The organism is Micromonospora tarensis (assembly GCF_016803395.1).
Lineage (GTDB): Bacteria > Actinomycetota > Actinomycetes > Mycobacteriales > Micromonosporaceae > Micromonospora > Micromonospora tarensis.
Map to the genome: position 1 here is coordinate 1 of NZ_JAEVHL010000027.1, position 26,656 is coordinate 26,656.

Annotated in this window: 21 protein-coding genes and 4 pseudogenes; 19 read left to right on the plus strand and 6 right to left on the minus strand. The window is 72.0% G+C overall.

Annotated elements, in window-relative coordinates:
- Positions 1-225 (plus strand): annotated as a pseudogene (locus JM949_RS08900) (NrfD/PsrC family molybdoenzyme membrane anchor subunit); the annotation flags it as partial.
- A gap of 50 nt (positions 226-275) precedes the next feature.
- On the plus strand, positions 276-1,562 hold the full coding sequence (locus JM949_RS08905) for an L-lactate MFS transporter (RefSeq protein WP_238432824.1): 1,287 nt from the start codon (positions 276-278) through the stop codon (positions 1,560-1,562).
- 127 nt (positions 1,563-1,689) lie between these two features.
- Here JM949_RS08905 and JM949_RS08910 read toward each other — a convergent pair whose 3' ends face one another.
- Complete coding sequence (locus tag JM949_RS08910) at positions 1,690-2,220, minus strand: winged helix-turn-helix domain-containing protein (protein WP_309232070.1); 531 nt, start codon at positions 2,218-2,220, stop codon at positions 1,690-1,692.
- Between the two features lie 326 nt (positions 2,221-2,546).
- Between JM949_RS08910 and JM949_RS08915 the strand changes: the two genes are divergently transcribed.
- On the plus strand, positions 2,547-6,929 hold the full coding sequence (locus tag JM949_RS08915; RefSeq protein WP_309232071.1) for a S8 family serine peptidase: 4,383 nt from the start codon (positions 2,547-2,549) through the stop codon (positions 6,927-6,929).
- 70 nt (positions 6,930-6,999) lie between these two features.
- Here JM949_RS08915 and JM949_RS08920 read toward each other — a convergent pair whose 3' ends face one another.
- Positions 7,000-7,503, minus strand: coding sequence for a winged helix-turn-helix domain-containing protein (locus JM949_RS08920; RefSeq protein WP_203147959.1), 504 nt, complete (start codon positions 7,501-7,503; stop codon positions 7,000-7,002).
- Between the two features lie 350 nt (positions 7,504-7,853).
- On the opposite strand from JM949_RS08920, the gene JM949_RS08925 reads away from it, so the two are divergent.
- The 5 genes and pseudogenes from JM949_RS08925 to JM949_RS08940 all read left to right on the plus strand — a co-directional run bounded on the left by JM949_RS08925 (position 7,854) and on the right by JM949_RS08940 (position 11,418).
- Positions 7,854-8,735: a phosphatase PAP2 family protein gene (locus JM949_RS08925; protein ID WP_203147960.1), complete on the plus strand. Its 882-nt coding sequence runs from the start codon at positions 7,854-7,856 to the stop codon at positions 8,733-8,735.
- A gap of 28 nt (positions 8,736-8,763) precedes the next feature.
- Positions 8,764-9,459, plus strand: a complete 696-nt coding sequence (locus tag JM949_RS08930) for a response regulator transcription factor (protein ID WP_203147961.1) — start codon at positions 8,764-8,766, stop codon at positions 9,457-9,459.
- 287 nt (positions 9,460-9,746) lie between these two features.
- Positions 9,747-10,367, plus strand: a pseudogene (locus JM949_RS36685) (HAMP domain-containing protein); the annotation flags it as partial.
- Positions 10,368-10,660: 293 nt separating this feature from the next.
- Positions 10,661-10,912, plus strand: a complete 252-nt coding sequence (locus JM949_RS36690) for an ATP-binding protein (protein WP_309232072.1) — start codon at positions 10,661-10,663, stop codon at positions 10,910-10,912.
- The gene (locus JM949_RS08940) at positions 10,909-11,418 is read left to right on the plus strand and encodes a hypothetical protein (RefSeq protein WP_309232073.1); all 510 of its coding nucleotides are present in this window, start codon (positions 10,909-10,911) and stop codon (positions 11,416-11,418) included. Before JM949_RS36690 ends, JM949_RS08940 begins: the two co-directional genes overlap by 4 nt.
- A gap of 18 nt (positions 11,419-11,436) precedes the next feature.
- Here JM949_RS08940 and JM949_RS08945 read toward each other — a convergent pair whose 3' ends face one another.
- From JM949_RS08945 to JM949_RS08955, 3 genes are read right to left on the minus strand one after another with little or no spacing between them, the layout of a single operon-like run.
- Entirely contained in the window at positions 11,437-12,459 is a 1,023-nt protein-coding gene (locus JM949_RS08945; protein ID WP_203147962.1) for a D-alanine--D-alanine ligase family protein, read from the minus strand.
- A gap of 14 nt (positions 12,460-12,473) precedes the next feature.
- Positions 12,474-13,598 carry an alanine racemase gene (alr, locus tag JM949_RS08950; RefSeq protein WP_203147963.1) on the minus strand — a complete coding sequence of 375 codons (1,125 nt, stop codon included), beginning with the start codon at positions 13,596-13,598 and terminating at the stop codon, positions 12,474-12,476.
- On the minus strand, positions 13,595-14,740 hold the full coding sequence (locus JM949_RS08955; RefSeq protein WP_309232074.1) for an acyltransferase: 1,146 nt from the start codon (positions 14,738-14,740) through the stop codon (positions 13,595-13,597). Before JM949_RS08955 ends, alr begins: the two co-directional genes overlap by 4 nt.
- Before the next feature lie 152 nt (positions 14,741-14,892).
- On the opposite strand from JM949_RS08955, the gene JM949_RS08960 reads away from it, so the two are divergent.
- Positions 14,893-15,774: an LLM class F420-dependent oxidoreductase gene (locus JM949_RS08960; protein WP_238432825.1), complete on the plus strand. Its 882-nt coding sequence runs from the start codon at positions 14,893-14,895 to the stop codon at positions 15,772-15,774.
- A gap of 56 nt (positions 15,775-15,830) precedes the next feature.
- Here JM949_RS08960 and JM949_RS08965 read toward each other — a convergent pair.
- Positions 15,831-18,089 (minus strand): annotated as a pseudogene (locus JM949_RS08965) (catalase).
- A 217-nt stretch (positions 18,090-18,306) separates the two neighbouring features.
- On the opposite strand from JM949_RS08965, the pseudogene JM949_RS08970 reads away from it, so the two are divergent.
- The 10 genes and pseudogenes from JM949_RS08970 (at position 18,307) to JM949_RS36705 (ending at position 26,596) form a co-directional block, all read left to right on the plus strand.
- Positions 18,307-19,163, plus strand: a pseudogene (locus tag JM949_RS08970) (alpha/beta hydrolase family protein).
- 136 nt (positions 19,164-19,299) lie between these two features.
- Positions 19,300-20,085: an ABC transporter ATP-binding protein gene (locus JM949_RS08975; RefSeq protein ID WP_203147964.1), complete on the plus strand. Its 786-nt coding sequence runs from the start codon at positions 19,300-19,302 to the stop codon at positions 20,083-20,085.
- Between the two features lie 71 nt (positions 20,086-20,156).
- The gene (locus tag JM949_RS08980; RefSeq protein WP_203147979.1) at positions 20,157-20,864 is read left to right on the plus strand and encodes an ABC transporter ATP-binding protein; all 708 of its coding nucleotides are present in this window, start codon (positions 20,157-20,159) and stop codon (positions 20,862-20,864) included.
- A gap of 30 nt (positions 20,865-20,894) precedes the next feature.
- Positions 20,895-21,773: a branched-chain amino acid ABC transporter permease gene (locus JM949_RS08985; protein ID WP_203147965.1), complete on the plus strand. Its 879-nt coding sequence runs from the start codon at positions 20,895-20,897 to the stop codon at positions 21,771-21,773.
- A 100-nt stretch (positions 21,774-21,873) separates the two neighbouring features.
- Positions 21,874-22,869 (plus strand): branched-chain amino acid ABC transporter permease, encoded by a 996-nt coding sequence (locus tag JM949_RS08990; protein ID WP_309232076.1) that lies wholly within the window; start codon positions 21,874-21,876, stop codon positions 22,867-22,869.
- 83 nt (positions 22,870-22,952) lie between these two features.
- Positions 22,953-24,239, plus strand: coding sequence for an ABC transporter substrate-binding protein (locus tag JM949_RS08995; RefSeq protein WP_203147966.1), 1,287 nt, complete (start codon positions 22,953-22,955; stop codon positions 24,237-24,239).
- 142 nt (positions 24,240-24,381) lie between these two features.
- Positions 24,382-24,555: an SDR family oxidoreductase gene (locus JM949_RS36695; RefSeq protein WP_309232077.1), complete on the plus strand. Its 174-nt coding sequence runs from the start codon at positions 24,382-24,384 to the stop codon at positions 24,553-24,555.
- Positions 24,556-24,655: 100 nt separating this feature from the next.
- Positions 24,656-25,267 (plus strand): TetR/AcrR family transcriptional regulator, encoded by a 612-nt coding sequence (locus tag JM949_RS09005; protein WP_203147982.1) that lies wholly within the window; start codon positions 24,656-24,658, stop codon positions 25,265-25,267.
- Positions 25,268-25,349: 82 nt separating this feature from the next.
- A complete protein-coding gene (locus tag JM949_RS36700; RefSeq protein ID WP_309232078.1) occupies positions 25,350-26,342 on the plus strand; it encodes an ATP-binding protein in 993 nt (330 codons plus the stop codon).
- Positions 26,339-26,596 carry a hypothetical protein gene (locus JM949_RS36705; RefSeq protein WP_238432837.1) on the plus strand — a complete coding sequence of 86 codons (258 nt, stop codon included), beginning with the start codon at positions 26,339-26,341 and terminating at the stop codon, positions 26,594-26,596. The genes JM949_RS36700 and JM949_RS36705 overlap by 4 nt, the downstream gene beginning before the upstream one ends.
- Positions 26,597-26,656: the final 60 nt, after the last annotated feature.

A 26,656-nucleotide genomic window follows, 5' to 3' on the forward strand; every position in this document is an offset into this window, starting at 1 on the left:
CGCGTGCTGCTCGGCGTGGGGACCGTCGCCGCGCTGTTCAGCCGACGCAGCCGGGTCCTGGCCGCGGTCGCCGGGGCCGCGCTCGTCGCGTCGTCCGTCGCCACCCGCTTCGGCGTCTTCGAGGCCGGCATGGTGTCGGCGCGCGACCCGAAGTACACGGTCGTGCCGCAACGGACGCGACGCGAGCGCAGGGAGGGCCGGTCGCCGGCCGAGAGGGCGACGTGACTCGACCAGCAGGCGCCAGCCAGTGAGCCGGCAGACGGGGGACTCAGCTCATGGCACACACCGCAACTGATCCAGGACGATCCACACCGACGCGGGGGCGATGGAACCTCGTCGTCGCCGCCGTGCTCGTGCAACTCGCGCTCGGCGCGGTGTACGCGTGGAGCGTGTTCAACACGCCGTTGCAGCAGGAGTTCGGCTGGGCCAAGTGGCAGGCGGTCCTGCCGTTCGAGGTGGCGATCGGGACGATCTTCATCGGCAGCCTGATCGGCGGTCGCATCCAGGACCGGCGCGGGCCACGCCCGGTCGCGTTGGGCGGCGGTGTGCTCTACGCGGTCGGCAACATGCTGGCCGCGCTCACCTCGTCCAAGGACGACCTCTGGCTGCTCGTGCTCACCTACGGCGTGCTCGGGGGAATCGGCCTCGGGGCCGCCTACATCACCCCGATCGCGATGCTCTCCAAGTGGTTCCCGGACCGGCGTGGACTGATCACCGGCATCGCGGTGGCCGGGTTCGGCTTCGGCGCCGTGATCGTGGCGCCGGTGGCGAAGCGGCTGCTCAGCGGCACCGACGACCCGACGCACGTGTTCTTCCCGCTGGGCGTCGCCTACCTGATCGCGATCCTGCTCGGGGCGTCGCTGTTCCGGAACCCGCCGGCCGGCTACCAGGTGCCCGGGTTCACCCCGAAGACCGCCGGCCGGGCTCTCGCCGGCACCCGGGTCTACACGCTGCGGGAGGCGCTGCGGACCCGGCAGTGGTACATGCTCACCGGCATCCTCGCGCTCAACGTCGCCTGCGGCATCGCGCTGATCTCCCAGGCGTCGGACGCCACCCAGGTCATCACCGGGGCCAGCGCGGCGAGCGCGGCCACCCTGGTCGGCGTCCTCGGCCTGTTCAACGGCGCCGGGCGGGTGGCGTGGGCGTGGTTGTCCGACCGCACCGGGCGAATGCCCGCGTTCTTCGGGATGCTGCTGTTGCAGGCGATCTGCTTCTTCATCCTGCCGCACGCCGCGTCACTCGCCCTCTTCGCGATCCTCGCCGCGCTGGTCTACCTCGCCTACGGCGGTGGTTTCGGCACCATGCCCGCCACCGCGGCCGACTACTTCGGCACCCCCAACGGCGGTGCGATCTACGGCGCCATGATCGTGGCGTGGAGCATCGGGGGAGTGGTCGGCCCGCTGGTCACGGCGCTGCTCTACGAGGCGAGCGGGAAGAGTTACACGCTGCCGTTCACGGTCATCGCGATCGTCGCCCTGGTCGCCCTGGTGCTGCCGCCGATCACCCGGATGCCGTCCGAGCCGGGTCTGCCCCAGTCACAGGGCGGCGGCTCCGGCCGCTGAGCCGTCGACCGGTGCGGCGTGGGGTGCGGCCGGAGACCGGCACGCACCCCACGTCGACCGGACCAACTCACTTGTCGCGGGCGAAGCCACCCTTCGGCGCGATGATCTCCAGGTTCGTCCCGTGCCGTCAGGCGCGTTCGACCCGCGCGTTCTGGTGATCGGTCAGCCGCAGCCCGACACCGCGTACGACGTCGATGGCGGCGCCGGTGCCCAGGTCGTGCAGCTTGCGGCGTAGCCGCTTCACCAGCGACTGCACGTCCGCCTTGCGTTCGCGCCGCTCGTCACCCCAGACCGACCGGTGCAGCTCGGCGTAGCTCCACACCCGGGCCGGCTCGGTGATCAGACAGGTCAGCAGGTCGTGTTCCAGGCGGGTGAGGTCGACCTCCCGGTCCCCGCAGCGGGCGCTGGACCGGGTCGAGTCGATCACCAGGGTGGCCACCGGGGCCGTCTCGGGCGCGTTGGCGGCGACCTGCTGGGGGACGGCGATCAGCCGGCGTAGCTCGTCCAGGTCGGCCACCAGCAGCAGCGGGGCGATGCCGTCGAGGCGCTCCGCGAGGCGGATCCGCTCGGCCGGCGACGGGGTCACCGCGATCAGCAGCGGGAACGGCTCGTCGGCCGGATCACCGCCGTTCAACGTCGCCTCGTCAGCCTCGGCCACAGCCCCGCCCGGGATCGATGGACATCCCTGCCCAACTCTCGTCATGCTATTGACAATGATTGGCAAGCGCGCCGCCAGCAGGGCAACTCTTAGCGACAAGTTGCTCACGGCAAGTTCTTGATCGTCCGTTCTTCTCGATCATAGTGTCCACTCGGGCAACCGGCGTGACCCGCGCGGTGCATGGGGGAGGCAGAGGGTTCGTCCGCTCGTTCCGTCGAGGCGAACCTTCCACACCTTCACCATGGCCCATTACACCCTGGGTCGTTCTGAGGGAGGCGGCACCAATGTTCAGACGTCCACAATGGCGGCGCGCAGCCAGATCGCTGGTGAGCGCCGGAGCGGCGACGATCCTCGCCGCGACATGCTTGGCCACCATCGGCTCGGGCGCGCAGGCCGCGCCGAACGGCGCGATCGGGGCGGGCGCCCCGAGTGGGGACAAGATCCGACCGGAGCTCGCCAAGCAGCTCCAGGCCAAGAGTGAAGCGGACTTCTGGATCCGGTTCAAGGACCGGGCGGACTTCAGCAAGGCCAGCGCCATCAAGGACTGGTCGAAGCGCGGCACGGCGGTCGCGGACGCCCTGCGCCAGACCGCCGCGGCGAGCCAGGGCAAGATCCGAGCCGATCTCGACAGCTCGGGCGCGAAGTACCAGACCTTCTGGGCCACCAACGCGATCAAGGTGAGCAGCGGCTCGCTGGAGATGGCGCAGAAGTTCGCCGGGCACTCGGAGGTCGAGGGCCTGTACGCTCCGGTCGCCTACAAGGTGCCGGAGACCACCAAGGGCACCGACGAGAAGACGGTGAACGCCCTGGAGTGGGGCATCGCCAACATCAACGCCGACGACGTCTGGTCCCAGTACGGCGTCAAGGGCGAGGGCATCACCATCGCCAACATCGACACCGGCGTCCAGTTCGACCACCCGGCGCTGGTCAACTCGTACCGGGGCAACAACGGCGACGGGACGTTCGACCACAACTACAACTGGTTCAACGCGGCCGGCTCCACCGGCGCCTGCGCGACCGCCCCCTGTGACGGCGACGGCCACGGCACGCACACGATGGGCACCATGGCCGGCTCCGACGGGGCGAACCAGATCGGTGTCGCCCCCGGCGTCAAGTGGATCGCCGCGAACGGCTGCTGCCCCAGCGACGCCGCCCTGATCGAATCCGGTCAGTGGATGCTCGAACCGCTGGACCTCAACGGTCAGAACGCGGACGCGAGCAAGCGGCCGAACATCATCAACAACTCGTGGGGCACCCGGGACCCGTCCAACGAGCCGTTCATGGAGGACGTGACGAACGCCTGGGCCGCCTCCGGCATCTTCGGCACCTGGTCCAACGGCAACAGCGGACCGGCGTGCCAGACCAGTGGCTCACCGGGCAGCCTCGCCAGCAACTACTCGACCGGGGCGTACGACGTCAACAACAACGTCGCCGGCTTCTCCGCCCGTGGCGTCGGCCAGAACGGCGAGATCAAGCCCAACATCTCGGCGCCGGGCGTGAACGTCCGGTCGAGCATCCCGGGCAGCGCCTACGGCAGCATCAGCGGCACCTCGATGGCCGCACCGCACCTCGCGGGTGTGATCGCGCTGCTGTACTCGGCGGCCCCGTCCCTGGTCGGTGACGTCAACGCGACCCGGGCGCTGCTCAACGGCGCCGCCGTCGACAAGGCCGACGACCAGTGTGGTGGCACCGCGGCCGACAACAACGTCTACGGCGAAGGCCGACTGGACGCCCTCGCGTTGCTCAACGCCGCCCCGACCGGCGACATCGGCACGCTGACCGGCACGGTCACCGACGCGACCAGCGGCGCCCCGATCGCCGGCGCGACGGTGACGCTCACCGGGCCGTCCGAGCGTGAGCTGACCACCGGTGCCGACGGCAAGTTCTCGACCCAACTCCCCACCGGCGAGTACCAGGTCGTCGTCGCGGCGTTCGGCTACGGCAGCGTCACCAGGACGGCGACCGTCGCCAAGGGCGCCACCACGACGCTCAACGTCGCCCTCACCGCGGTGCCGAGTGTCAACGTCACCGGAGCGGTCACCGACGGCTCCGGCCACGGCTGGCCGTTGTACGCGAAGGTGACCGTGACGGGGGTGTCCGGCGTCTACGACTACACCACGCCGACGAACGGCCGCTACAGCATCAAGCTGCCGGCCGGGCAGACCTACACCCTGAAGTACGAGTCGCAGTACCCGGGTTACCAGACCGTCACCAAGGAGGTCGTGGTCGGCTCGGGCAACGCCACCGCCAACGTCGCCGTGCCGGTGGAGAGCACCACCTGCACCACCGCTCCCGGCTACACGTTCGGCTCGGACGGCGAGTACGAGACCTTCGACGGCACGACCACGCCGGCTGGGTGGACCGTGGTGGACAACGCGGGCAGCGGCCAGGTCTGGAAGTTCACCGACGACGGCGACCGGGGCAACCTGACCGGCGGCAGCGGCAACTTCGCGATGATCGACAGCGACGCCTACGGAGCGGGCGCCACCCAGGACACCGCCCTGGTCAGCCCGGTGGTCAACCTGACCAGCGTCACCGCCCCGGTCATCCGGTTCAACCAGGACTTCAACCAGCTCGACGAGGACAAAGCCGACGTCGACCTGAGCATCGACGGCGGCGCCACCTGGACCAACGTGCTCCGACAGGAGACCGACGTCCGGGGACCGAAGCTGACCGAGATCCCGATCCCGCAGGCGGCCGGCAAGGCACAGGTGCAGGTCCGCTTCCGCTACTACGACGCCTCGTACGAGTGGTGGTGGGAGGTCGACAACGTCCTCATCGGCAGCAAGGTCACCTGCGTGCCGGTCGACGGCGGTCTGGTCGTCGGTAACGTCCGCGACAAGAACGACGACAGCTACGTCAACGGCGCGACCGTCACCAGCAAGGACCGGCCCGCCGAGAAGGCGGTCACCGTGGCCACTCCGGACGACCCGGACTTGGCCGACGGCTTCTACTGGATCTACTCGTCGCTGACCGGTACGCACCCGTTCACCGCGACCGCCGGCAACTACGTCAGCCAGACCAAGCAGGTCGACGTCGAGGCCGACTGGGCCACCCCGGCGAACTTCCAGCTCGCGGCCGGCCGGCTGTCGGTGACCCCGACGCAGCTGGGCGCGACGCTCCAGATGCCCAACGGCAGGACCAGCAAGACGTTCACTGTCACCAACACCGGCGGCGCGCCGGTCGAGGTCAAGTTCAGTGAGCGGGACAACGGGTTCGAACTCCTGCGGGCGGACGGATCCACACTCACCCGGCAGCAGGTGCTCGGGGCCAGCGGCGCGCCGGAGCAGCGGCTCACCGTCCCGACGTCGTTCGCCGCCAGGGCGTCCGGCAAGGAGGTCAAGGCGGCAGCCGCCGCTGCCGGCCCGCAGGCGGCACCGTGGACGGACATCGCCAACTACCCGGCCAACATCATGGACAACCGGGTGGTGAACCTGGACGGCAAGGTGTATTCGCTCGGCGGCGGCGACGGTAGCGCCTCCACCGCCAAGAACTACGCCTACGACCCGGCCGCGCAGACCTGGACGGCGATCGCCGACCTCCCCGGCGCCCGTAACGCGGTGACGGCGGGCGTCGTGGGCGGGAAGATCATCGTCACCGGTGGCTGGGGCGACGAGGGCCCGGACGCGGCCACCTGGTCGTACGACCCCGGGGCCAACACCTGGACGGAGCTGGCCGACAACCCGACGCCACGGGCCGCGGCCGGCCAGGGCGTGGTCGACGGCAAGCTGTACGCGGTCGGTGGCTGCACCACGGCCAACTGCACGCCGATGTCGAACAGCGTCGTCCGGTTCGACCCGGCCACCAACAAGTGGGAGACGTTGGCCAACTACCCGAAGTCGGTGGCCTTCGCCTCCTGCGGCGGGATCGACGGCGTCCTCTACTGCACCGGCGGCAACGACGGCTCCGCCGCGCAGAAGTCCAGCTACGCCTTCGACCCGGGCAGCAACACCTGGACGGCGATCGCCGACGCCCCCGCCGACAACTGGGCCAGCTCGTACGCGGTCGCCAGCGGCAAGCTGCTCGTCGTCGGTGGCTCGCAGGGTGGGGCCATCAGCAACGCCGGCTTCGCCTTCGACCCGGCGGCCGGTTCGTGGTCCAACCTGCCGAACGCCAACACCGCCCGGTACCGGGGCGGCGCGGCGTGCGGTTTCTACAAGATCGGCGGCTCGTCCGGCAGCTTCAACGCGGCCGCCAACAGCGAGGTGCTGCCGGGCTTCGAGGGTTGCGCCGAGGCGGCGGCCGACGTCAGCTGGATGACCATCGACAAGTCGGCGGTCACCCTCGCGCCGGGCGCGAAGGTCACCGTCACCGTCGGCATGACGGCGAACGTGGACCAGCCGGGGACCTACTCCGGCGCGGTCGGGATCACCGAGAACACCCCGTACTCGGTGCCGCCGGTCGCGGTGACCATGACCGCGAACCCCCCGAAGACCTGGGGCAAGCTCATGGGTACGGTCACCGGCACCACCTGCCAGGGCGCGACCTCGCCGCTCACCGGCGCGGTCGTGCAGGTCGACTCGTGGGCGGCGTCCTACACCTTCGCCACCGACGCCAACGGCAGGTACGCCTACTGGGTGGACCGCCGCAACAACCCGCTCACCATGATCGTCGCCAAGGACGGCTGGAAGCCGCAGACCCGTCAGACGAGGATCAACACCACCGCTGCCACGGTGGAGGACTTCGGGTTGGCACCGATCAAGTGCTGACGCGACAGCGGTAGCGGCAGAGTCCGGCCCGCCTGGTCCCCGACCAGGCGGCGGACCACGTCCGGGTGGGTCAGACCGGGGCGAGCCGGAAGCCGACGCCGCGTACCGAGTGGATCGTCGGCGCGGCGTTCAGCCGGGCGAGCTTGCCGCGCACCCGACGGATCACCGAGTGCATGTCGGAGTTGCGGCCGAGGTGCCGGTTGCCCCAGACCTCCAGGTGCAGCCGTTCGTAGGTCCAGATCTGCCCGGGCTCGTGCACCAGGCAACGCAGGACGTCGTGTTCCAGCCGGGTCAGGTCGACCTCCTGGTCGCGCCAGCGCAGCACCCGGCGGTCGGAGTCGACGGCCAGGTCCGGCGGCGGTGGAGGACTCGGCGCCGGCGCGGCACCCGTGGCCCCGGGTGGGGGAGTCGTGGCGGGCGGCGGCTCGACCACCCCGAGAAACTCTCGGGCCTGGTCGACGTTCGAGACGATCAGGAAGGCGTCGCTGCCGCCGAGCAGCCGGGCCAGCTGTCGGCGTTCGGCCGGCGAGGACGCGATGCCGATGACCAGGCTGCCGACTGGAATTTCCTGCATTCCCCCACACCTTCCGGTTCCCCAACGTACGCCGGATGGATTTTTCGCACCGCCGATCGAGACATCGATCAACGTCCTGACCCTAGTGGTGGCTGATCTCGGCTGGGTTAAACCCGCTCGCATACCGGCAGCCAGATTCCCCGGCCGGGTCCGGCGCGCCGGCCCTACCGCCGACGATCCGCTCTCCGGGGGCGGTGGAGGTGGTTGTGACAGAACCAAGACAATCCGAGTACGCCGTCCGCACCTGCCGGAGCGAGCATGGTCGCCATGTCCATCGGATCGTCGTACCCCGTCGGTCGGTCGACGCCCGGCCCGCCGCCGGCGCGACCGCTGCGGCCCGCCCCCACGGCGTGCCGCTGAGGCTCCGGCTGCTCGCGGCGGCCCTGTGCGGTCTGCTCGGGCTGACCCTCACCGCCGCCGTCTTCGTGCGCACGCAGGTCGGTCAGCGGCTGGACGGCGTGCTCCTGCCGCGCGCCGAGCGGGGCGGAGGGTACGAGCAACAGACGGTCCTGGTGGGGCCGGCCAAGACCGTGCTGGCCGCCTTCCGCCGCCCGACGCTCATCGCCGCCCTGCTCGGCGCGGTGCTGCTGGTGGGGGTCCTCCGCCGGCGATCGGTGGCGGGGGTCGTCGGGGTGGGCATGGTCCTCTGCACCGTGCTGGTGGCCGGCGCGCTGAAGGCGGCGATGCCCCGCCCGGATCTGCGGATCGAGAGCTCGACCACGCACAACAGCTTCCCCAGCGGTCACGTCGCGGCGGCGACCGCCCTGCTGCTGGCGTTCATGCTGGTGCTGCCCGGCTGGGCCCGGCGCTGGCTGGCCGTGCCGGGCGCGGCGGGGGTCTCGGTGATCGCCGCCGCCACGATGATCGCGGGTTGGCACCGGTTCAGTGACGCGCTCGGTGGCGTACTGCTGGGTGTGACGGTGTTCTGCCTGGCCGCGGCCGCGTTGCCGGACCGGCCGGGAGGCCGCGCGGCGACCGGCGGGTCCGGCGGCGGCAGTCGGAACCGTCGGCTGGCCGAGGCGGGAACCGGGCTGGTCGTGCTCGGCTGGGCGGTGCTGGTGGTCGTGCCCAATCTGGCCGCGTCGGTGCGGCTCGGGGCGCTGGTCGCCATCGTGGCGGCCGGCGCGTCGACGATGGTGCTGGTGGCTTCGGTGGTGTTCCTGGTGCGGTCGGCGGAATTCGTGGTGCCGCTCGGCGCCCGGCAGCCCGCGCGGCCATCGATCGAACGGTAAACCCCCTCATGATGGGATACTTGGCGACATGTCCCAGGTGCTGTTGATCGAAGACCACCAGACGGTGCGCGACGGACTGCAGTTGGCGCTCACCCGGCAGGGCCACACCGTGCATGCGGTGGAGACCGGTGAGCAGGGGTTGGAGCGGCTGCGCAAGGGCCTGTCGGACGTCGTGGTCCTCGACCTCATGCTGCCCGGGATGGACGGGTTCGAGGTCTGCCGTCGGATTCGGCAGCTCGGCGACCTGCCGATCATCATGCTCACCGCCCGCAACGACGACATGGACGTGGTGGCAGGCCTGGAGGCCGGAGCCGACGACTACGTGGTCAAGCCCGTCCAGGCCCGGGTGCTGGAGGCCCGCATCCGGGCGGTGCTCCGACGCACCGGTGCCGAGTCGCGGCGTGCCGGTGGTGCGCGCGCCGGCCTGGAACAACACGGCTCGTTGACGATCGACCGGGCCGCGCTGGTGGTCAGCAAGGACGGGACACCGGTCAGCCTCGCCCCGACCGAGCTGCGACTGCTGCTCGAACTCTCGCAGACACCAGGCCAGGTGCTCAGTCGCCAGCAACTGTTGGCCGCCGTGTGGGAGCACGGCTATCTCGGTGACTCGCGACTCGTGGACGCCTGCGTCCAGCGGGTGCGCGCCAAGATCGAAGTCGACTCCTCGGCGCCGGTCTTCATCCAGACCGTGCGCGGCTTCGGATACCGGTTCGGGCCGCTGTGACGTTCTGGCGCTGGGCGGGCGCCCGGGTCTCCGGTCTGCGGGTCCGGCTGCTGCTGGCGTTCGCGTTGCTGGGGGTGACCAGCACGGCGGTCGTGGCCAGCGGCAGCTACTTCCTGGCCCGGACCGTCATCCTCCAGCAGGCGCAGGACGCCGCCGTGATGGCGCTTACCGACCAGCTCAGCAAGGTCTACCCGATCACCCAGCTGCCGCCGAGCCAGGACCAACTCAACCTGTTGGCCCAGCGACTCTCCGACCGTGAGGGGTTCGCGGTCGTCATCTACCGGGACATGCGCTCGCAGGGCGCCGAGGCACCCGACCCGCTCACCCCCGCGCTGCGGCAGGAGGTCGACGACGGTCGCATCGCCTGGCAACGTGTCACGGTGGACGGACAACCCGCGCTGCTCATCGGCACCCAGCTGAATCTCGAACGGCCCGGCGGCGCGTCCCGTCCGTCCGGGCTCGAGGTCTACTCGGTGCGCAGCCTCGTGCCCGAGCAGCAGAGCATCGACCGGCTGGCCACCCTGGCCTGGTTGACCGGTGGGCTGTCCCTGGTCCTCGCCGTCCTGCTGGCCCTGCTGGCCGCCCGGGGTGTGCTGCGACCCGTACGCGAGCTGGGCCGAGCGGCGCGCCGGCTCGGCCAGGGCGACCTGAGCACCCGGCTGACCATCCGGGGCGTCGACGAACTGGCCGATGTGGCCCGGACGTTCAACGACACCGCGGGCACGCTGGAGCGGCAGGTCGGTGAGCTGCGCCGGATGGAGGCTGACGCGCGCCGCTTCGTGGCCGACGTCTCGCACGAGCTCCGTACCCCGCTGGCCGCGATGACGGCGGTCACCGACGTGCTGGACGAGGAGGCCGAGCACCTGCCCGGAGACGCGGGCCGGGCCGCCCGGCTGGTCAGCCAGGAGACGCAGAACCTCACCCAGTTGGTCAACGACCTGATCGAGGTGAGCAGGTTCGACTCCGGCACCGCGCGACTCGCGCTCGACGATGTGGACGTCGCCGCGGCGGTGGCCGCGACCCTGCGGATCCGGGGCTGGAACGAGCGGGTACGCGCGGAGCTGCCGCCCGGGGTGGTGGCCCGGCTCGATCCCCGTCGACTGGACGTCATCGTCGCCAACCTGGTCGGTAACGCCTTCCGCCACGGCGCCGAGCCGGTGTCCGTACGGCTGAGCGCGACCCGGACTGGGTCACCATCGAGGTGGCCGACCACGGGCCGGGCCTGGACCCGGAAGTGTTGCCACACGTCTTCGACCGCTTCTACAAGGCCGACACCGCGCGCACCCGCTCCGAGGGCAGCGGCCTCGGCCTCGCCATCGCCTGGGAGAACGCGCGCCTGCACCGTGCTGGCGAGCGCCGGGGAGCCCTCGTCGCCGGCAACCGGCTCGGCGCCGGCGCGGTGTTCACGCTCCGCCTGCCCCGCGGCACGACGGACCCCGGAGGTGCCGGGTGACCGGCCGGCGGACCGGCCGTGCCCTGCTCGCCGGCACCCTGCTGCTCACAGTGCCCGCTGCGGGTTGCGGGGTGCGGCCCAGCGACGTCATCACCGGTCGCCCCGCGGTCAGCGGCCCGTCCCGGGGCATCGGGCTCTACCTGCTCGCGCGGGACGAACTCGTGCTGGTCCTCCGCCCGACGACGAAGGGCATGCCCGCGCCGGAGCAGGCGCTTGCCCTGCTCGCCGCCGGCCCCGAGCAGAACGAACGCAGCCAGGGCCTGACCAGCGAGGTGCCCGCCGGTCTGGTCCCGGTCGTCGCGGTGACGCCCGGGGCCGGGCAGTCCGCTGGCCTCACGGTGCGAACGACCGGGGTGGCCGGACCGTTGTCGACGAACGCGACCGACCAGATCATCTGCACCGTGGTCGACGCCGCCGTCCAGGCTGGCCAGGTGGATTCGTCGGCCCCGGTCACCGTCGTCGGGCCCGACGGCGCCCAACCGCCCCGGCGGTGTCCCGCCAGGTGACCGGGCGCCGGCCAGGGCTCACACCAGGTCGACCGCTCGGGCCTGCCGAGGCAGCCCGCCGTGGCGGCCCCGGTCCTGGTCGGCCAACGCACCGGAGATCAGGATCTCGATCAGAGTCGCGAACCCGATGCCGGCCTGCTGCCAGATCTGCGGGAACTGCGACGCGGCGGTGAAACCGGGGAACGTGTTGACCTCGTTCACGATGGGCTCGGTCGACCCCTCGGTGGGCAGGAAGAAGTCGACCCGCAGCAGCCCGCGACAGTCGAGCGCGCGGAACGCCCGGATCGCGCGGTCCTGGAGCACCTCGGTGGTCGCCGCGTCGAGCTGGGCGGGAATCTGGAAGATCGCCCCGCCGTCGTACTTCGCGTCGTAGTCGAAGAAACCGGCGCCGGTCACCCGGATCTCCAGCGGCGGACCGGCCTGCACCCGGCCGTCCGGGTGTTGCAGGACGGCCACGTCGATCTCACGTCCCCGCGCGCCCTGCTCGACGAGCACCTTCGGGTCGACCTGGCGGGCCTGCTCCAGAGCGGCCGGAACCCCGGCCCAGTCGTTCACCTTGACCACGCCCAGGCTGGACCCGGCCCGCGCCGGCTTGACGAAGACCGGCAGGTCCAGTCGTGCCTGGTCGGCGGGGGACAGGTCCTCGCCGGGGCGCAGCGTCACCCCCGGGCTGACCCGCAGACCCTCGGCGGCGAGCAGGCGCTTGGTGACACCCTTGTCCATGCCGGCGGCACTGGCGAAGACCCCGTTGCCGACGTACGGCACGCCGAGCCATTCCAGCAGCGACGACACGGTGCCGTCCTCGCCGTACGGGCCGTGCAGGGCCGGGAACACCACGTCCTGGGCGCGCAGCACCCGCAACGCCGCAGGCAGCGGCGTCGGACGACCGCCGACGTGCCACCCGCCGTCGCGGTCGATGAGCACCTCGGTGACCTGGTACCGCTGACGGTCCAGGTGGGCGAGGATGCTCGCCGCCGAGCGGCAGGACACCTCGTGCTCGCCGCTCTGCCCGCCGTACAGCACTGCCAGTCGGGTTGTCATGAATTCCGTGCCCTTCATTGGAGGTGGTCGCGGGCCACCCGGGCCCCGATGCCGGTCAAGATCTCGTGGGGGTTGGTGCCGGCCCAGCGGGCCCACTCGACGACAGTCGGTGGACTCTGGTCACCCTCGGCGGGGCCGAACACCACGACCGGGTCGCCGATCGCCACGGGCAGGTCCCCGGCGTCGACCACGCACTGGTCCATGGCGACGCGCCCGACGATCGGGCAGCGCCGGCCGGCGAGCCACACCGAGGCGTGACCGCCCGCGGCCCGGGGCAGCCCGTCGGCGTAGCCGAGCGGCAGCAGCGCCAGCGTGGTCGGTGCGCTGGTCACGTGCTCGGGCCCGTAGGAGACGCCGGTGCCGGCCGGCACCCGCTTGACGTTCACCACGCTGGTGCGCAGGGTCATCGCGGCGTGCAGGCCGTACGCGCCGGGGCCACTCGCGCCGAACGGATCCACCCCGTACAGCGCGATTCCGATCCGGCAGAGGTCGAATCGGGTCGCCGGCGCGGACAGCGCGGCGGCCGAGTTGGCCAGGTGGACGAGATCGGGGTCGAGGCCGGCCGAGCGCGCGGCCCGCAGCGCCTCGTCGAACATCGCCACCTGCCGGTTCAGCCGGGGTGCACCGGGCAGGTCGGCGTCGATGAGGTGGGACCACACGCCGCGCACCCGAATCCCGCCCTCCCGTTCGTACTTGCGGGCCCAACCGACCAACTCGGGCCAGTCGTCCCCGGCGGCCCCGTTGCGGGACAACCCGGTGTCCGCCTTCAGCTGCACCATCGCCGGCACGCCGAGCAGACGGGCCGCGTCGGCGACGGCGTGCAGGTGCGTCGTCGTCGACACGCCCACGTCGACGCCGGCGTTGATCAACGTACCGAAGTCGTCGTTCGGGCCGTGCAGCCAGCTCAACGTGGGCGCTGTCACACCGGCCCCGCGCAGGGCCAACGCCTCGGCCGCCGAGGTCACCCCCAACCAGGTCGCGCCGGCGCGCAGTGCGGCACGGGCCACCTGCACCGCGCCGTGACCGAACCCGTCGGCCTTCACCACCGCCATCAGCTCCCCGCCGGTGACCGACGCGATCGCCCGTACGTTGCTGGCGATCGCGGTGAGGTCGACCACCGCCTCGGCCAGGGTGTTCATCCGGTCGCCTCCCCCCGGCGCGGGCCGGGCAGCGCGAACAGCCAGCCGGCCCGGGCCGCCAGCAGGCCACGGTGCACGGCCAGGCTCAGGCCGATCACCACGCCGGTCAGCAGAACCGGATAACCGAGCACGATCAGGCCCTGAGCGGACCGACCCAACTCGGAAACCGGTACGAGCAACAGCCGGTGCAGCAGAGCCAGGACCGGCATGTGGATGACGTAGATCGGCAGCGTGATGCGGCCGAGCCTAGCCAGCGGTTCGCCGAGCGCCGACCACCGGGCCAGCTGGGCGGCGGCGGCTATGCCGAAGATCACTGCCAGGACGGAGACCGCCGGCCACACGCCGAACCAGCGCTGGGCGCCGGCCGCCGCCATCGCGGCCAGCGCGAGGGCGTACCCGGCAGTGGTCAGCACCAGACGGCGGCGGTTGGCGGTTGTCGCCCAGCGGTGGATCCGCGGCCGCAGGAACAGGCCGGCGAGGAAGAAGACCAGGTTCTGGTAGAGGCCGGCGCGGTTGCCCGGGGTGTCGAGCAGGCCGGCGGCGGCGACGGCGGACAACGCGGCGGCGGGTGCCAGGAGCAGCGCCCGGGGCGCCCGGCGGGTCGCCTTGGCGATCGTGAAGTACAGCGCCAGGGCGTACAGGTACCACAGGTTCGACGGGGTGATGGTGAGCTGCTCCAGCAGACCGAGGGCCGAGCTGGCGCGGTCGGTCGGCAGCTGCGGCACGGCAGCGAGGACCGCGGTGTGGATCAGCAGCCAGAGGGCGTACAGGTAGAGGAATCCGGCGATCCGAGCGCGCGCGACGACCCGCCACGGCCGGTGGACGGCGTTCGCCGCGAAGACGCCCGAGATGGTGAAGAACAGCGGCATCCGCAGCGGGAGGAACTGTTCACCCAACGTCCCCCACAGGCCCGGCACCGGTACGCCGATGTGCCAGTCGACCTGGAGGTAGTTCTTCATCACGACGTGCCACAGGACGACGAGGATGATGCAGACGCCCTTCGCGGCATCGGCCCACTGCGCCCGCTGGGCGGGTCCGCCGGGGGTGGGCGTGGTCCGGGGCCGGTGCCGGAACCGGACGCGGGTGGCGTCGGGCTCCATCTCGGCGGGCGTGGGCTCGGTGGCGGACAGCTGCTGGATCACTCATCGAAAGCTGCCAGCCGGATATCCGCGCCTGATCCACGAATTGTCATGATCTGGTACCGAGCAGGGCAGGCCGGGCGGGGCTCGCCGGCGGTTCCGAGCCGCCCCGGCGGACACGAGGCGGCACTAGGCTCGTCGTGGAGGTGCCGAACATGAAGCTCGGGCTGCACTACTGGAACTACTCGACCCCGGCAGACCCGGCCGCGATCGCACCGACCCTGGCGGAGACGGCGACCACCGCCGAGCAGGCCGGCGTCGCGTCGTTCACGGTGATGGACCACTTCTTCCAGATGGACGGCGTGTTCGCGGCCGAGGAGCCGATGCTGGAGGCGTACACCACGCTGGGCTACGTCGCGGCGAAGACGCGGCGGATGACGCTGGGTGTGCTGGTCACCGGCGTGATGTACCGCTATCCGGGGCTGCTCGCCAAGACCGTGACGACTCTCGACGTGCTCTCCGGCGGCCGGGCCCGCCTCGGCATCGGCGCCTCCTGGTACGAGCGGGAGCAGCTCGGCCTGGGCGTGCCGGTGGTTCCGGTGGCCGAGCGGTTCGAGCGGCTGGAAGAGACGCTGCGCATCTGCCGACAGATGTGGAGTGACGACGACGGCCCGTTCCACGGCCGGCACTACCAGCTCGCCGAGACCATCAACTCGCCGCAGCCGTTGAGCCGCCCGCACCCGCCCATCATGATCGGCGGCGGGGGCGAGAAGAAGACCCTGCTGCTGGTGGCCCGGTACGCCGACGCCTGCAACCTGTTCGGCCGGGGCGGCATCGACGACGTGGCGCGCAAGCTGGACGTGCTGCGCGGGCACTGCGCCGCCGAGGGCCGCGACTACGACACCATCGAAAAGACGGTGGTCGCCTCCCGGTCACCGCTGGACGACACCGACGCCTTCCTCGCCGAGGTGTCCGAGTACGCCGCGCTCGGTGTGGGCGAGGTGCAGGTGACCCCGATCGGCACCCGGTCGAGTTCGCGCGGCGGCTCGGCGACGAGGTGCTGCCCCGGCTGGCCGACCTCGGCTGATCGGCGCTGACGACGAGGGCTGCCCTCCCGCTCGGGGAGGGCAGCCCTCGTCATCTTTCGGTCGGGTCAGCCGACCGAGGCGGGGAACCGCTCCCACACCCGGTGCGCGGCAGCGACCGCTGCACCGCCGTCAGGGCATCGGTGCCGGAGTCCGCCGCGACGATGCCGGGCGTGCCGGCCACGCCGGCCTGCTCCAGGACGGTGACGCCGGCGCCCCAGGCGCCGACCGCCTTCGAGTGCCGCCAGCACTCTCGACGAGGAGCAGCACGCGGGGGTCCACGGCGGCCGGTCCCGGCCGGCCGCCTTGTCGTCGCGGGCCGGGAGCGCGTCCGGCGCGGGCACCGGCGCGCCGGCCAGCAGGAGCGCGTCGAACTCGACGGACCGGCCGGTGGCGAAGGTGCGCTGCACCGGCAGGCCGCCCACCACGCCGCCGTGCGGGGCGATCAGCAGCGGCACCATGCCGGCGTCGAAGACGGCCCGGCGGACCTCGTCGACACCGTCCAGGTCGCCGTCAGGGTCGACGACGATGCCGATGGTACGACCGTCGCCCGGCCACTCCCGACCGACCTGCGACAGGGCGGGGCTGGGCGTGACGTCGGCGAGCGGCACGCTCGGCTGCGGTGCGGGCAGGCCCAACCCGGTCGCGACCTGTTCGCACAGCACCGGGTCGATGTTGGCCAGGCTCCGTAGCTGACGCTCCTTGATCTCCTGGTGGTAGCACTTGCCGAGTTCGAAGGTGTACGCCCGGATGATGTGTTCCCGCTCGACCGGCGACATGCTCAGCCAGAACAGGCGAACCTGGCTGTAGTGGTCGTCGAAGGAGGCCGGGTTCGCCCGTACCTTCGGGGCCTCGGCGACAGTGACCGGTACGTCGACGAACGCCTGCTCGGCGTCGCCGGCGGGGAACGGGTTGCCGCCGTCGAGCGAGTTCGGCCGGTACGGGGCCACGCCCGCGTGCACCGCGTGCTGGTGGAAGCCGTCGCGCAGCATGTCGTTCACCGCCGCGTGCGGGCGGTTGATCGGGATCTGCGCGAAGTTGGGCCCACCCAGGCGGGTGAGCTGCGTGTCGAGGTAGGAGAAGAGCCGGCCCTGCAACAGCGGGTCGTTCGTGACGTCGATGCCCGGTGGCAGGTGGCCGAGGTGGAAGGCGACCTGCTCGGTCTCGGCGAAGAAGTTCGTCGGCGTCCGGTTGAGCACCAGCTTGCCGATCGGCTGCACCTGCGCCAGCTCCTCCGGCACGATCTTCGTCGGGTCCAGCAGGTCGATGCCGGCGAAGGTCTCCTCGGGACTGTCCGGGAAGACCTGGATGCCCAGCTCCCACTCGGGGTACGCGCCGGCCTCGATGGCGTCGTAGAGGTCGCGGCGGTGGAAGTCCGGGTCCATGCCGCCGAGCAGCTGCGCCTCCTCCCAGGTCAGCGAGTGCACGCCCAGCTTCGGCTTCCAGTGGAACTTGACCAGCACCGTCTCCCCGGCCTCGTTGACCAGGCGGAAGGTGTGTACGCCGAAGCCCTCCATCGTCCGGTACGAACGCGGAATGCCCCGGTCGGACATGTTCCAGATGGTGTGGTGCTGGGCCTCGGTGTGCAGCGACACGAAGTCCCAGAAGGTGTCGTGGGCGCTCTGTGCCTGCGGGATCTCCCGGTCCGGGTGCGGCTTGCCGGCGTGGATGATGTCGGGGAACTTGATGGCGTCCTGGATGAAGAAGACCGGCATGTTGTTGCCGACCAGGTCGAAGGTGCCCTCGTCGGTGTAGAACTTCGTCGCGAAGCCGCGGGTGTCGCGGACCGTGTCGGCCGAACCACGCGAGCCGAGCACTGTGGAGAACCGGACGAAGACCTCGGTCTCGCGGCCCTTCTTCAGGAAGCCGGCCCGGGTGACCGCCTCGGCGGTCCCGTAGGCGGTGAAGACGCCGTGCGCACCGGCGCCCCGGGCGTGTACCACCCGCTCCGGGATGCGTTCGTGATCGAAGTGCGTGATCTTCTCGCGGAAGTGGTGGTCCTGGAGTAGCACCGGGCCGCGGGGGCCGGCCTTGAGCGAGTGGTCGGTGTCGCGCAGCCGTGCCCCCTGAGCGGTGGTGAGGTACGCGCCCTGCTGGCCCTTCGCGGTCGCTGGCGCGCCGGTCTCCGCGCCGGTCGGCGTGCGCGTCTGCGGTGCCCCCTGTTCCGGCTTCGGCGGCAGCGGGTCGTGCGGCGTGGTGGGCTCCTCGACGGTCGGCGGCGCGCTTCCGGGCGCACCGGGAACCTCCGGGCCGAGGGCGTCGGCGATCTTTCCGGAGGCTGCCTTCACGGCGTTCTTGACCGCCTCGGCGGGCTTGCTTGAATCCACTTGACGAACCTCTCCGTGGCGCTTGTGTGGGCCGGCGCCTGCCCTGCTACCCCTGGTCAGAGGGTCGAAACACGACTGATCACGGCAACGGCCGCCGGGACTGGTGATTTCGCCGATGCCGCGATCGGCGGAGCGGCCAAAACTGACACACGTCGATATCCCTCGACCCTAGGGAGTGCCCGACGTGTCCTCACCAACCACCACCCGTCCCCGTTCCATGGCGGCCCGGCTCGGTCTGGCCGCCGCTCTGGTCGCCGGTGCCGTCCTGGCCGGACCGTCCGGTGTCGCGCAGGCCGCCGGCCCGTACGAGCGGGGCCCCGACCCGACCACCGCGATCCTGGAGGCCAGCCGCGGCCCGTTCGCCACGGCGTCGCAGAGCGTGTCCTCGCTGAGCGTCACCGGCTTCGGCGGCGGCGTCATCTACTACCCGACCAGCACCAGCGAGGGCACCTTCGGCGCCATCGCCATCTCGCCCGGCTACACCGCCGCCTGGTCCAGCATCAGCTGCTCGGACCGCGGATCGCCTCGCACGGGTTCGTGGTCATCGGCATCGAGACCAACACCCGGCTGGACCAGCCGGACAGCCGGGGCCGGCAGCTGCTCGCCGCACTGGACTACCTCACCCAGCGCAGCTCGGTCCGGAGCCGGATCGACAGCAGTCGACTGGCGGTGGCCGGCCACTCGATGGGTGGCGGGGGCAGTCTGGAGGCGGCCTCGTCCCGGCCGTCGTTGCAGGCCGCGGTGCCGCTCGCGCCCTGGAACACGGACAAGAGCTGGTCCGAGCTGCGGGTGCCCACGCTGATCATCGGTGGCGAGAGCGACACCGTCGCGCCGGTCGCGACGCACTCGGTGCCGTTCTACAACAGCATCCCGTCCTCGGCCGAGAAGGCGTACCTGGAGCTGAACGGGGCGAGCCACTTCTTCCCGCAGACCACGAACACGCCGACCGCGCGGCAGATGGTGGCCTGGCTGAAGCGGTTCGTCGATGACGACACCCGCTACGAGCAGTTCCTCTGCCCCGGCCCGAGCGGCTCGCAGATCGAGGAGTACCGCAACACCTGCCCGAGCGCCTGACGGCGGATCCGCGGGGCGGTCGCCGGTGGCGGCCGCCCCGTCCGCGCGTGCGGCGGGCATCGAAGGTCTTGACGCGATACCCGGGAAACGTACACTGCGAGTGTAAATAACACCCGCCACGACCGAGGGATGGGTGATGGAGCGCGGCCTGGAACTGCACCACATCGGCGTCCGTTTCGGCGGCCTCACCGCCCTCGACGACGTCTCCCTGCGGGTGCCACCCAACCGGGTGGTGGGCGTGATCGGGCCCAACGGCGCCGGCAAGACCACGCTCTTCAACGTGATCTGCGGATTCGTCGCACCGGAGTCGGGATCGCTCACCCTCGACGGCCGGCCGCTGCGGCCACGACCGCACCGGCTGACCCGGCTCGGCATCGCCCGGACCCTCCAGGGCACCGGCCTCTTCGCCGGGCTCAGCGTGGTGGAGAACGTGATGACCGGCGCCTCCCACACCGCCCGCGCGGGCTTCGCGTCGGCGCTGCTCGGGCTGCCGGCCAGCGACCGCGACGAACGCCGGCTCCGTGAGCACGCCCTGGCCATCCTCGACGACCTGGGCATCGCCGCACACGCCGACGCCGCACCGAGCACACTGCCCTTCGCGGTACGCCAGCGGGTCGCCCTGGCCCGCGCGCTCGCCGCCCGACCCCGGCTGCTCCTGCTCGACGAGCCCGCCGGCGGCCTCGGCGCCGACGACATCGCCGAGCTGGCGGAGCTGGTCCGGCAGCTGCCCCGCCGCGATGCCGACCCGTGCGCCGTGCTCCTGGTCGAGCACCACATGGACCTGGTGATGGCCGTCTGCGACGAGCTGGTGGTGCTCGACTTCGGCCGGGTGATCGCCACCGGCACCCCGGACCAGGTCCGCGACGATCCGGCGGTCACCGACGCCTACCTCGGTGCCACCGTCGAGGAGGTGTCGCCGTGAGCGCGAGGAGTGAACCGGGCCCGCGAGCCCCGCAGTCGCGAACAGAAGGTAACCCTGCGGGCGCGTCCGACCTGCTCGTCGTGCGAGGACTGGAGGCCGGTTACGGTGCCGCGCCCGTGCTGCGGGCCGTCGACCTCACCGTTGCGGCCGGCACGATCGCCGCGGTCGTCGGCGCCAACGGCGCCGGCAAGACCACCCTGCTACGCGCGCTCTCCGGCATGATCCGCCCGGCCGCCGGCCAGGTGCTCCTCGCCGGGGAGGAGCTGCGCGGCACGCCCGTGGAGCAGCTCGTCCGGCGCGGCATGGCACACGTCCCGGAGGGCCGAGGCGTGATCAGCGAGCTGACGGTCGACGAGAACCTCCGGCTCGGCGGGCTCTGGCGGCGCGACCGGGCGGACGCGGCGCGGGCCCTCGACGAGGTCTACGACCTCTTCGAACCCCTGGCCAGACGCCGCCGGCACCTCGGCCACCAGCTCTCCGGCGGCGAGCGGCAGATGCTCGCGCTCGGCCGGGCCCTGGTCGGTCGACCTCGGCTGCTGCTGCTGGACGAGCCGTCACTCGGTCTGGCGCCCCGGGTGGTCGCCCGGATCATGGCGCTGCTCCGCCAGCTGCGCGACCGGACCGGCCTGACCGTCCTGCTGGTCGAGCAGAACGTGCGCAGCGCGCTCGCCGTCGCCGACCAGGGCGTCGTGATGTCCCTCGGTCAGGTGGTGATCGCCGCCCCGGCGGCGACGCTGCGCGACGACGTCGACCTGCGCCACGCGTACCTCGGTTTCTGACCACCACCCCGTCACCCGGAGGGAGGACTGTTGGACCGCTTCGTCTTCCTCACCATCGACGGCCTGTCCCGAGGCGCGGTGTACGCCGCGTTCGCGCTGGCCCTGGTGCTCATCTGGCGGGCGGCGCGGGTCGTCAACTTCGCCCAGGGCGCGATGGCCGTCGCCGCCGCGTACGTCGCCTACACCGTCGCCACCGCGACCGGCTCCTACTGGCTCGGTTTCCTGGTCGCGATCGGCGCCGGTCTGCTGCTCGGCGCGCTGGTGGACCGGGTGGTGATGCGGCACGTCGACCACGCCTCGCCGCTCAACCCGGTGATCGTCGCGCTCGGGCTGGTGCTGTTGATCCAGGCGGTGCTGGGCATGGTGTACGGCAACGAGTTCCGCCCCGCCGAGGCCCCGTTCAGCCGGTCCGCCCTCACCGTGGCCGGAGTCGCCGTGCTGTCGCCGTACGACCTGTTCGTCTTCGCCGCGATCGGGGTGGTGGTCAGCGGCCTGGCCTGGATGTTCGCGCGTACCCCGGTGGGGTTGCGGATGCGCGCGGCGGCCTTCGCCCCGGAGGTGTCCCGGCTGCTCGGGGTCAACGTCGGCGGCATGTTGACCCTCGGCTGGGCGCTCGCCTCGGGGGTGGGCGCGCTGGCCGCCATGCTGGTCCTGCCGACCGAGCTGGGCCTGCACCCGCACGCGATGGACCTGGTGTTCGTCTCGGCGTTCACCGGGGCGGTGGTCGGTGGGCTGGACAGTCCGCCCGGGGCGGTGGTCGGCGGCCTCGTGGTGGGCCTGCTGCTGTCCTACGTGAGCGGTTACGCCGGCAGTGATCTCACCCCGCTCGCGGTGCTGGTGCTGCTGCTGGCGGTGCTGCTGGTCCGCCCCGGTGGGCTGTTCGCCCCGGTCGCGGCGAGGCGGGTGTGAGCGCCACCAGGGCGGCGCTGCCGCCGAAGCACCAGCCGGCCGACCCGGGCCACCGCCCGGTCGCCCGCCGGCGTGGTTCCACCCTGCTGCGCACCTGGCGGTGGTGCTCGCCGCCGGCGTGCTGCTGGTGGGGGTCAGCTACGCCGTCGAGCCGTTCCGCAACTTCCAGCTCGCCACAGTGGCCGCCTACCTCTGCGCGACCGCCGGGCTGACCGTCCTCACCGGGCTCAACGGTCAACTGTCGCTCGGGCACGGCGCGTTGATGGCCACCGGGGCGTACACCGTGGCGCTGTGCCAGAACGCGTTCGCCGACCGGGGAATGACCGGCGGCTGGCTGTTGCCGATCTCGCTGACCGCGGCGATCGTCAGCACTGTCGCGGTCGGCGCGGTGGTCGGGGTGGCCGCGGCCCGGCTGCGCGGGCCCTACCTGGCCGGGGTCACGCTCGCGGTGGCCGTGGTGGTGCCGGCGCTGGCCGTCACCTTCGACGGCGTGTTCAACGGCGAGCAGGGGTTGTCGGTGCCGGTGGAGCCGCCGCCGTTGGCGCTCGGCCCGTACTTCCCCTACGAGCGGTGGCAACTCTGGCTCACCGGCGCGGCCACCCTGCTGGTCCTGTTGCTGCTGGCGAACCTGATCCGCAGCCGGTACGGGCGTACCTTCCGGGCGGTCCGCGACGACGAGGTGGCCGCCCGCCTGGCCGGCATCCACGTGGCCCGTACCCAGGTTCTCGCCTTCGTGGTCAGCGCCGCCACCGCCGGGCTCGGCGGCGCGTTGCTGGCGGTCCTCGCGCAGAGCGTGTCTCCGGGGGCGTTCTCGTTGACCCTGTCGCTGTTCCTGCTGATGGCCGTGGTGATCGGGGGTCTGGGCCGGCTCGCCGGCGCGGTGTGGGGGGCCGTCCTGCTGGTCGCCCTGCCCGATCTCACCCACTCGGTGACCGAGCTGCTCACGCTCTCGCCCGCGGTGGCCCAGCGGCTGGAGGGGAACCTGCCGCTGGCGATCTTCGGGCTCACCCTGATCGTCGTCATGATCGCCGCACCCGGCGGCATCCAGGGCCTGTTGTCAGGTCTTGGTCGGCGCCTGCGGGCCCGGCGTTCCTGAGCTGTGCCAGGTCCGGCCCCGGCCGGGCGTCCCACCACCACACCGTTCCCTGACAACCGGACCGAGAAAGGTCGGTGTTCTCCATGCGCCGTATGGCACAACGTGGTCTCGCGCTCGCCAGCACCATCGCCCTGCTGGCCACCGCCGCTGCCTGCAGTGGTGACGACGGCTCCGGTCCCGGCGGAGCGTCGGTGCCGGGCGTCACCGACACCGAGATCACCGTCGGCACCCACATGCCGCTCACCGGGCCCGCTTCGGCCGGCTACTCGAAGATCGCCCCGGCGACCAAGGCGTACTTCGACTACGTCAACGCCAACGGCGGAGTGCACGGCCGGAAGATCACCTACAAGATCATGGACGACGGCTACAACCCGGCGAACACCCAGCAGGTGGTCCGTCAGCTCGTCCTACAGGACAAGGTCTTCGCCATCCTCAACGGCCTCGGGACGCCGACCCACACCGGCGTGCTCGACTTCCTCAAGAGCAACCGGGTGCCCGACCTCTTCGTCGCCTCCGGCAGCCGCAGCTGGGACCAGCCGGACAAGTATCCGGGCACGTTCGGGTTCAACCCGGACTACACGGTCGAGGGCAAGATCCTCGCCAACTACGCGAAGGCGAACCTGGCCGGCCAGAAGGTCTGCTTCCTCGGCCAGGACGACGACTTCGGCCGGGACAGCCTGGCCGGCGTGGAGAAGGTGCTCGGCAGCACGGCGGTGGCGGTCAAGCAGACCTACGTCACCAGCAACACCAACGTCGCGCCGCAGATCGGCGCGTTCAAGGCGGCCGGTTGCCAGGTCGTCGTGCTCGCCACCGTGCCCGGCTTCACCGCGCTCTCCATCGGCACCGCGGCCCGGTTGGGCTTCAAGCCGCAGTGGCTGGTCTCCAACGTGGGCGCCGACCACCCGACCCTGGCCAAGCAGCTCGGCGCCGCCGCCCCGCTGCTGGAGGGCATGGTCGGCACCAACTACCTGCCGATGCAGAACGACACGGCGAACCCGTGGATCCAGCTCTTCACGAAGGTCAACAAGGAGCACAACGGGGACGCCCCGTTCGACGGCAACACCGTCTACGGCATGTCCGTCGGCTACCTCTTCGTGCAGACGTTGCTCGCCGCCGGCAAGGACCTCACTCGGGAGAAGGTGCTGGAGGCGGTGCGCAAGGGCGGCTTCCAGGGCCCCGGTCTGGTGCCGCTGCGCTTCTCCGAGAAGGACCACTCCGGGTACGGCGGACAGCGGCTGAGCCGGGTGAGCGGGGGAGTGCAGAGCTACTTCGGGCCGGCGTACGAGACCGACGAGGCGGACGGGCCGGTCAACGAGTACACGGCCACGCCGGCCGCGCCCCCGGCGAACGGGGTGCCGAGCGGCTCCTGAGGACCGGCACCTGACGCCCGACCGGGCGTGGTCCGACCGGACCACGTCCGGTCGGACGGCTGTGCGCGCCGCGGCGCGCGGCCCGCCGTCAGCTGGTCCGAGACGTTGACCGACCCCGATCGGCGCTTCTACTATCTGCACCGTGACTGCATATTCAGTCCGACTGGTCGCCGCCCGGTACCCGCTCGGTCGCCTCGGTCTGCCGCAGGGCGTGGCGGGTGCGGTCGCCCTCCTCGCCTCCGCCGACGCCAGCTGGATCACCGGGCAGACCGTGGTCTGCGACGGTGGCGTCGCACTGTCCGGTCGGGCCGGATGACCAGCCCTGCGCTCGGCCGGACCTCCCTGATCATCGGCTGTCTAGACTCGGCGACATGGCAGGGGACGTCGTGGCGGTGAAGGGGCGGGGGCAGGGGCGGATGGACGGGGTCGAGGTCGCGGGCCGGGTCGACGGGCGCACCGCCCGCGCCGAGCGCACCCGCGCGGCCATCGTCGAGGCGCACCTTGCGCTCATCTCCGAGGGCGACCTGCGCCCGACCGGAGAACGCATCGCCGAGCGGGCCGGCATCTCGCTGCGGACCCTCTGGACCAACTTCAGGGACATGGAGACGCTCTTCGAGGCCAGCGGCGCGGAGGTGCTGCGTCAGCAGGACGCCGCCTACCGGCCGATCTCCACCGCGTTGCCGCTGGCGAAGCGGGTCGACGCGTACTGCCGGCAGCGGGCCCGACTGCTCCAGCTGATCACGCCGTCGGCGCGGGCCGCCCAGATGCGCGAGCCGGTCTCCGAGCAGCTGCACCGCAACCGTCTCAAGCACATCGACCGGGTTCGCGACGAGGTCGAGGAGCTCTTCGCCGCCGAGCTGGCCCGGGCGGGGCGGGATCGGGAGCAGCTGCTCAACGCCCTGGTCGCGGCGAGCATGTGGCCGGCCTGGTCGATGCTGCGCCACGGGCTCGGTCTGGGCGTGGACCAGGCCCGCGCGGTGATGGCCCGGACGGTGGGCGCCCTGCTGGCCGAGGTGGCGCCCGACTGATTCCGGCCCGGCCCGATATCGCCCCCTCTTTCCATTCGGTTTCCGATGGGTAACACTGGCAGGCATGGTTACTGCATCAAGAGTGCAACTAACCGTGCTGCGCGGCCGGGACGACGAGTGCCGGGCTGTCCGGGGTCTGCTCGACGGCGTGACCGACGCTGACGGTGCCCTGCTGATCCGCGGCGAGCCCGGATCGGGCCGTACCGCGCTGGTTCGCTACGCCCACCGGCACGCCGAGGGCCGCACCGTGCTCGCCGGGAGCGGGCTCGCCGAGGAGGCCGCCCTGCCGTACGCCGGCCTGCAACGCCTGGTCGACCCGGTTCTCGATCGGCTCGCCGCGCTGCCAAACGAGCAGCGCGAGCTGCTGCGCCGCGCGCTGGCGGGGGAGGGCTGCCCGCCCGGGCGGCAGCTGACGCTGTCGATGGCGGTGCTCGGGTTGCTCGCCGCCGCCGCCCGGGACCGCCCGCTGCTCACCACGATGGACGACGTCGACCGGGGCGACCCGCAGACCGCGCAGGTGCTCGCCTTCGTGGCCCGCCGACTGCGGCACCTGCCCGTCGCCGTGCTGCTCACCGGCGACGTCGCCACCACTGTCGACGGGATACCGGCACACCGGCTCCGCGCCCTGACCGAGCGCGAGAGCGCCGGTGTGCTCACCGACCGGCTCCGCCAGCTCACCGAGCGCGAGGGCGCCGACCGGCTGCCCGAGCAGCCCGCCGCGTCGGCCCTGATCGCGCTGGCCGCGATCGGCGGCGGCAACCCCCAGGCGCTGGTGGACCTCGCCGAGGTGCTCACACCGGGGCAGTGGCGGGGGGAGGAGCCGCTGCCCGCCGCGCCACCCGCCGACGGCGCGCTGGGCCGCGCGTACCGGGACCGGCTGGACCGGCTGCCACCGGAAACCCGGCGGATGCTGCTGCTCGCCGCGCTCGACGAGGACGGTGAGCCGGGCACCCTCATCCGGGCCGCGGGAGTCGCCGCGCCGACGTCGACGCGCTCACCCCGGCGGAGGTCGCCGGTCTGGTCCGGGTGGAGCCACGGGGTGTCACCTTCCCGCAGCCGTTGGTCCGCACGATGATCGCGGCCGGCGCGCCGCTCGGGGAGCGCCGCGCGGCGCACCGACTGCTCGCCGAGGTGCTGGTCGGGGACGGGCACCGGCTGCGTCGGGCCATGCACCTCGCCGCCGCGTCGGCGGGTGCCGATCCGGCGCTGGCCGCCGAGCTGGAACAGGCGGCGGCGGCGGAACCGGCGGCTGGTCCGCCGCCTCGGCGGCCCTGCGGTGGGCCGCCGAGCTCAGCGACTGTCCGGTCCAGACCAGCGCCCGGCTGCTGACCGCCGCCCGGTACGCCTGGGCCGGGGGTCAGCCCCAACTGGCCCGGCTGCTGCTCGACC